Source organism: Lentzea sp. NPDC051213 (genome assembly GCF_044455585.1).
In the GTDB taxonomy this organism is placed as follows: domain Bacteria; phylum Actinomycetota; class Actinomycetes; order Mycobacteriales; family Pseudonocardiaceae; genus Lentzea.
The window spans coordinates 138,878-145,843 of sequence record NZ_JBITEX010000002.1; the positions used below are offsets into that span (position 1 = coordinate 138,878).

Annotated in this window: 5 protein-coding genes; 2 read left to right on the plus strand and 3 right to left on the minus strand. The window is 71.2% G+C overall.

Annotated features, from left to right (window positions below):
• Positions 1–189: 189 nt before the first annotated feature.
• Positions 190–1,134 carry a beta-ketoacyl-ACP synthase III gene (locus ACIA8G_RS07475; protein ID WP_396417482.1) on the minus strand — a complete coding sequence of 315 codons (945 nt, stop codon included), beginning with the start codon at positions 1,132–1,134 and terminating at the stop codon, positions 190–192.
• Between the two features lie 79 nt (positions 1,135–1,213).
• On the opposite strand from ACIA8G_RS07475, the gene ACIA8G_RS07480 reads away from it, so the two are divergent.
• The gene (locus ACIA8G_RS07480) at positions 1,214–1,828 is read left to right on the plus strand and encodes a TetR/AcrR family transcriptional regulator (protein ID WP_396417484.1); all 615 of its coding nucleotides are present in this window, start codon (positions 1,214–1,216) and stop codon (positions 1,826–1,828) included.
• A gap of 6 nt (positions 1,829–1,834) precedes the next feature.
• On the opposite strand, the gene ACIA8G_RS07485 is transcribed toward ACIA8G_RS07480, so the two are convergent.
• Positions 1,835–2,299, minus strand: a complete 465-nt coding sequence (locus ACIA8G_RS07485; RefSeq protein WP_396417486.1) for a hypothetical protein — start codon at positions 2,297–2,299, stop codon at positions 1,835–1,837.
• A gap of 42 nt (positions 2,300–2,341) precedes the next feature.
• Positions 2,342–3,964 carry a C39 family peptidase gene (locus ACIA8G_RS07490; protein WP_396417488.1) on the minus strand — a complete coding sequence of 541 codons (1,623 nt, stop codon included), beginning with the start codon at positions 3,962–3,964 and terminating at the stop codon, positions 2,342–2,344.
• A gap of 63 nt (positions 3,965–4,027) precedes the next feature.
• Here ACIA8G_RS07490 and ACIA8G_RS07495 point away from each other — a divergent pair, with 63 nt between their 5' ends.
• Positions 4,028–6,574, plus strand: a complete 2,547-nt coding sequence (locus tag ACIA8G_RS07495; protein ID WP_396417490.1) for a BTAD domain-containing putative transcriptional regulator — start codon at positions 4,028–4,030, stop codon at positions 6,572–6,574.
• Positions 6,575–6,966 lie beyond the last annotated feature (392 nt).

Here is a 6,966-nt window from a genome sequence, read left to right on the forward strand (position 1 = left end):
CGCTCGTACCCGCGCCGGTGCACTGATTTCCTTTCTCGTGCGTCACCGACGGTGTGGCGGCTCGGCGGGCTCCCGAGCCGCCACACCGGCCTTCCCCCCAATTTTTTTTGGCGCGAAAAGCACGTTCGGGCCATCTAGCGGCCCGAACGTGCTTTTCGCGCCATCAGGGAAGGCCGGTGGGGGCGCGCGTTAGGGGGTTGTGATTACCTGGCCCGCCCAGGAGAGTCCGCCGCCGAACGCGAACAGCAGAACCGGCCGGCCAGAAGGAAGTTCCCCGCGCTCGACCAGTTTGGACAGCGCGAGCGGCACCGAGGCCGCCGAAGTGTTTCCCGACTCCACGACATCGCGCGCGATGACCACGTCGTCGCGCAGCTTCAGCTTCCGCGTCAGGGCCTCGATGATCCGCAGGTTCGCCTGGTGCGTGACCACCCCGGCGAGGTCCGTCGTGGCGATGCCCGCCCGTTCACACGCCTGCGCGGCGATGGCGGGGAGTTCGCTGGTGGCCCAGCGGAACACGGCCTGCCCTTCCTGGGCGAAGCGCGGCTGCCAGGCGTCGACCAGTCGCACGGCGTTGTTGCGGGTCGGGTCGGAACCCCAGGCGACCGGGCCGATGAGGGCGTCGTCGGAGGCGCTGATCACCGCGGCACCCGCGCCGTCGCCCAGCAGGATGCAGCTGCTGCGGTCGGTCCAGTCGGCCAGGTCGGACATCTTCTCGGCGCCGATGACCAGGGCGTGGCGGGCGGCACCGGCGCGCAGGGCGTGGTCCGCGGTGGCCAGGGCGGTGCAGAAGCCGGCGCACGCGTTGTTGAGGTCGAAGCAGACCGCGGCCGGGATCTGCAGGCGGTTCGCGACCTGGGCGGCGATCGACGGGCAGCGGTCGATCGCGGAGCAGGTGGCGACGGTGACCTGGCCGATGTCGGCGGGGGAGAGCCCGGAGGCGGCCAGTGCCTTGGCGGCGGCCGCAGCGGCCATGTCCGCGACGGACTCGTCGGCCGAGGCGATGCGGCGGGTGGCGATGCCGGTGCGCTGGCGGATCCACGCGTCGTCGGTGTCCACCATCTTTTCCAGGTCGGCGTTGGTCAGCACCCGTTCGGGCTGGTGGTGGCCGAGCGCTACGACACGGGATCCGGACAAGGCTTGCTCCTTCTACCAGGCGACGACCCGGCGAATATAGCAACCGATCGGTCGGTAGCTAAAGGGTTAGGATGCGTGGGTGAGCCCACGCCGATCTGTTGCCGAGACTCGTGAAACGCGGCAGCGCATCCTCGACCGCAGCCTGGAGATCGCCTCGGCGGAAGGGCTCGAGGGGCTGACCATCGGCCGGCTCGCGCTCGAGATGGGGATGAGCAAGGCCGGCGTGCTGGGCCACTTCGGCACCAAGGAGAGTCTGCAGCTCGCGGTGGTCGATCAGGCGGCCGAGGTCTTCGAACGAGAGGTGCCGCGGCGGGTCAGGCAGGCGCCGTCCGGCTTGCCGCACCTGCGGGCGGTCTGCGAGGCCTGGGTGTCGTACCTCGAGCGCAACGTGTTGCCAGGCGGCTGTTTCTTCACGGCGGCCACGGCCGAGTTCGACGGGCGGAGCGGGCCGGTGCGGGACGCGCTGGCCGGGATGAACGCGTTGTGGCGGCGCGACTTGCGGGTCCACATCCGGCGCGCGGTGAACGACGGCGATCTCGCGCGGGACGTGGACGTCGACCAGTTGATCTACGAGGTGGTCGGGATCATGTTGGCGCTCAACCACTTCCTGCAGCTCGAACGCGACAGCGCGGCGCCGGACCGGGCTCGGCGGGCGTTGGACCGGTTGCTCACCGCGTCGTCACGAACTCGCTGACCGCGATCACTGGTCTCTCCTGAGCAGGAGCCGGGCGCGGATGGAGTCGACGGTGACGCCGCCGTCGGGATGACGGGCGAGTTTGTTGCGGCTCACCAGGTCGTGCACGCCCTGGCGGGTGATGCCGAGCATCGCGCCCGCCACCCCGAAGGACACGCCTTCCTTGCTCGGGTGTCCGGCGCGGCGTGCGGCGACGCGGCCGAGCGGGGTGCTCCACCACGCGTCGGGCGGATCGAACGGGGTGTCGCCGGGGTGGAGAACAGTCATCAGGCGGATCGCGACCTGCTTGGCCAGCGCGTCGTCGTCGCCGAGCAGCTGGGCCGCCCACATCTCCGCGTCGGCGGAGACGGAAGACCGCAGGCCGACGAGGTCGGCCTGCGGCAGCAGGATCTCCAGCGGGTCGAGCAGGCGGCTCGTCACGAGCCGGACCAGGTCGTCCCGCAGGTCCACGTGTTCCGGGGTGGTCGCCACTTGACAGACGATAGCAAGTTCTTGACGCCATCCGTCAAGTAGTTAGGCGGCCCACATCTGCACGGGTGCGATGTAGCCCCAGTTGTAGAGCTGGTTCGCGCCGTCGTAGCTGCCGTCCGTGCCCGCGCCGTAGGTGTCGTGGACGTAGAACTGGCCGTTGTCGTGGTAGCCGATCACCACGGACAGGTGGCCGGACGTCGAGCCCCACGTGCCGCTCATGATCACGAACTTGCCCTGGTCGAGGAACGCGCGGACCTGGGCCGGGGTGAAGTTGCCCTGCTGGACGGCGGCGCCGTTGCGGGCCAGGAAGTCGCGTTCGGACTCCCAGGAGGCGCAGGGACGGGCCGGGTTGCCGCCGCAGAAGTAGCCGGTGATCCAGCCGTGCGCGCCCTTCCAGCTGCCGGTGCGGGACCAGTCGTTCATGGTGCGGTTGAAGGTGGTGCCGCGGTTGGAGAACTCGTCGGTGATGTAGCGGCCCCACTTCGACCAGTGCGACGTCGGCTGTGCGACCTGCACGCCGAACTGGTTGGGCAGCTGGTAGGTGACGAGGTCGATCACCGCGCTGGTCGGGCCGCAGGAGGAGTTGCCGTTGAAGTCGTTGCGCGTGTCCCACAGCTGGTGGATGTACTCGGCGCGGTTCAGGCGGCCCATCGTGGTGACCTCGCCGTCCAGCGAGGCGGCGGACAGCCCGGACGCCTTCACACGACCGCGCTGCGGGCTGCCGAGAACGGCGTCACCACCCTCGATGCCGGTCAGCGCGTAGTTGAACGACAGGCCCTCGACGACCCGGGAAGCCCGATGGGTGGCCAGGTCCTGGACGTAGACGCCGTTGAAGCCCGCGAACTGGTCGGGGCCGAGCGTCTTGTCGGACACGCACCCCATGACCTCGTACGCGACGCGGGCGCCGTCGGTGCTCCACACCGCGCCTCGGTAGTGGTGGCGCGTCTCGCCGATCAGCGAACGGACGTCGCCGTTCTCGGTGGCGAGTCCCAGGTACTGCGGCTCGGCGCCGCCGCAGCGGTAGATCTCGTTGTGCTTGATGAAGCTGACGTGCCGCTCGCCCTTGACGTCGACGAGCTTGAAGTCGCGGTACAGGGCGGTGGAGTCACTCGAGATCAACGGCTTCGCCGCGCCGGAGGTCAGGTCGAAGCGGACGAGCGAGCCGACGTACGTGCTCTCGTCAGCCGCGGCCGGGTGCTGCACGGCGAGCAGGCCGGTGCCGTCGGAGGTGAAGCCGAGCAGTTCGGGCGCGCGGCCCTTGAGCTTGCCGACCGGCTTGCCGTCGACCACCACGGTCTCGCCGTCGGCGTAGGCCAGCGTCGAGCCGTGGAAGACGGCCGACGTGATGGCGCCGCCGGCCACGAAACGAGACTTTCCGTAGCGGTCGACGGTCTGCAGGGACGTGCCCTTCGTGCCGTCGAAGTCGGAGATCACGGCGGCCTGCGCGCCGTCGGCGGAGGACGTCGTGCGGACTGTGTACGCGGGATCGCTGACCCTGACCGTGGCTCTCTTCACGCCGCCGACCACGACGTCGTAGCCATCGGCCGAACGGACGGCGTGGGAGGCCGACGGGCTCTCGGAGTAGGGCTCGGCCGCCTGGGCGGGGGACACGACAGCGGCCAAAGTGCCGAATGCCGCGATCAGCGCCAGTGAGGTTTTCGTCATGGCGCAAACGTCCTGGCGCGTGGCATGTGTTCGGTATGCGTCTGGTAGTTACGATCAGGTGTTGTGGAGTTCCGGGTGCTGGGGCCGGTCGAGTGTTACGCCGATGACGGCGTACGGCTGAGCCTTGGGCCGCCCAAACAACGAGCGGTGCTCGCGTTGCTGCTCGCGCAGCCGGGGCGGGTGCTGGCGGTCGACCGGCTGATCAGCGTGCTGTGGGACGACGCGCCGCCCAAGACCGCGCTGAAGAACCTTCAGGTCTACGTCTACCAGCTGCGCAAGATCGTCGGCTCGCGGCTGCTGTCGCGGGCGCCCGGCTATCTGATGTCGATCGATCCCGCCGAGCTGGACCTCACGCGGTTCGCCGAACTGCTCGACGTGGCACGGCGAGAACGCACCCCGCAGCGGTACCGGGAGGCCCTCGCGTTGTGGCGCGGGCCCGCGCTGGCGGACCTGGCCGCGTCCGGGCTCCTGCGCGGGGTCATCGCCCAGCTGGAGGAGCAGCGGCTGGCCGCGCGGGTCGAGTGCGCCGAGGCCGAGCTCGACCTCGGGCGGCACGTGGAGATCGTCGCGGACCTCAACGAGTGGGTGCGCGAGCATCCGTTGAACGAACGCCTTCGCGAGCAGCAGATGGTCGCGCTGCACCGCGCCGGCCGGCCGGCCGAGGCGCTGGCCGCCTACCAGGAGTGCCGGCGCACCCTCGCCGAGGAGCTGGGCGTCGAGCCGGGGGAGTCGTTGCGGCGGCGGCAGGCCGAGATCCTGCGCGCGAAACCCGTTGGTGCCCAGGCGATCCGGCAGCTGCCCCCGGACGTCGTCACCTTCGCCGGCCGCGCGCGTGAGTTGAACTCGATCAAGGCGCAGCTGCGGCAGGACCGGGTCGCGGTGTGCGTGATCACCGGGCAGGCGGGCATCGGCAAGTCGGCGCTCGCGGTCAGGGCGGCGCACGAGATCACGCGCGACTTCCCGGACGGCCAGCTCTACGCCGACCTCTCCGACGGCGCCTCGGACCGGGTGCTCAGCGGGTTCCTGCGGGCGCTCGGCGAACGGCCGGGCGACGAGGAGGCGGTGCGCTACCGGTCGCTCACCGCGCAGCGGCGTCTGCTCGTGGTGCTGGACAACGTCGCCACCGCGGGCCAGGTCAAGCGGTTGCTGCCGACGGGACCCGGCTCGGCGGTGCTGATCACCTCCCGCCGCCCGCTCACCTCGCTGTCCGGCGCCTCGTACGTCCGGCTGGGCGCGCTGCCGCTGGACGAGGCGACCCAGCTGCTCAGCGGCGTGGCCGGCCGGGTCGAGGACGCCGCCGAACTCGTGCGCTGGTGCGGTGGATTGCCGCTGGCACTGCGGATCGCGGGTGCCCGGCTCGCCGCGCGTCCACAGTGGACAGCGCCGCTGCTGGCCGCACGGCTGGCCGACGAGACGCGCAGGTTGGACGAGCTGAAGCTGGGCGACGTCGCCGTGCGCTCGGCGTTCGAGGTCAGCTACGGGGAGCTGGGTTCCGCCGCAGTGGCACGGGTCTTCCGCCTGCTGGGCCTGATGGACGGCCCCGACTTCGCGGTCGCGGCGGCACGGGCGTTGACGGAAGTGCCGGACGTCGAGGAGCTGCTCGCGGAACTGGCCGACGCGAACCTAGTCGAGGAACCCGTGCCCGGCCGCTTCGCCCTGCACGACCTGCTGCGGCTCTTCGCGCGGGAGCGGTGCCGCGGCTCGGAATCCGCCGAGGAACGGTCGATGGCGCTGGAACGCCTGCACAAGCACTACCTGGAAGCCCTGGCGGACAACCCGGCCGACCTCTGGCTGGCCGAGGAGCGCGACAACCTGATCGCCGCCGCGCACCAGGCCTCCCCGGCCGACGCGATCGCGTTCGCGACGGGCCTGTCCTGGTACTTCCGCCGCCGCTCCGAGGTAGCGGACTGGGCAGCCCTGAACGTCCTCGCCCTGGAGGCCGCGCGCTCGCTCGGCGACCTCCGCGCGGAAGCGCTGGCGTTGAAGGAACTCGGCGCCGCCTGCGAGCGCGGCTTCAAGTTCGCCGAGGCCCAGCAGCACTGGACCGCGGCGCTGGCGCTGGCGAGGCAGCTGCACGATCGGCAGCTCGAAGCCGTGACGCTGAACAACCTCGGCATCGTGCACTGGCGGGTGCGCGACCTGCCGCAGGCCCTCACGTCGCTGTCGGAGTCCTTGTCGCTGCGCGAAGAGCTGGCGGACTCGCAGGGCGCGGCGTACGTCCGCACGAACCTCGGCCTGGTGCACGCCGCGCTGGGCGACCTGCCGGCCGCGCTGGGGTGCTACGAGGAGACTCTGACGACATTCCGCGCGTGCGGCGACCGCTCCGGCGAACTGCACGCGCTGGCGAACATGGCCGACGCGCACCGCCAGCTCGGGTCGCTGGACCGCGCGCTCGGGTTGTGCGAGGAGGCCCTGGTGCTGGCGCGGTCGGTGGGGGACCGGCAGATCGAGGCCGGGGTGCTTCTTGACCGCGGCGTGGTGCACGAGTTGGCGGGTCGGGTGGTTGAGGCTCGGGCCTCGTACGGTGAGGCGGTCGAGTTGTCTCGGCGGATCGGGTTCCGGTGGGGTGAGTCGGAGGCGGGGCGGCGGTTGGCTGGGTTGGGCGCGTAGCGGCGGCTGGCCGGGTTGGCTGGGAGGCGGCGGGGCGGCTGGCGGGGTTGACCGCGTAGCGGCGGTGCGGCTGGCTGGGTTGTCCGCGAGCGGCGGTAGCGGGCGGCTGGCTGGGCTGACCGTGTAGCAGCGGCGGCTGGCCGGGCTGACCGCGTAGCGGCGGCAGGGCGGCTAGCCGGGCTGACGGCGTAGCGACGGCGGCGGCGCGGCGGCTGGCCGGGCTGACCGCGTAGCAGCGGCGGTTCGCGCCGAAAGTCGGTAGCCAGGGCCGTGAGTCGTGGCGAGGATCGGCAGGATGACGAGAATCCTGATCTCGCTGCTGATCCTCCTGCTCACCCCGATCACCGCGCACGCCGCGCCTGCCGCGCACGCCGCGCCTGCCGCGCACGCCG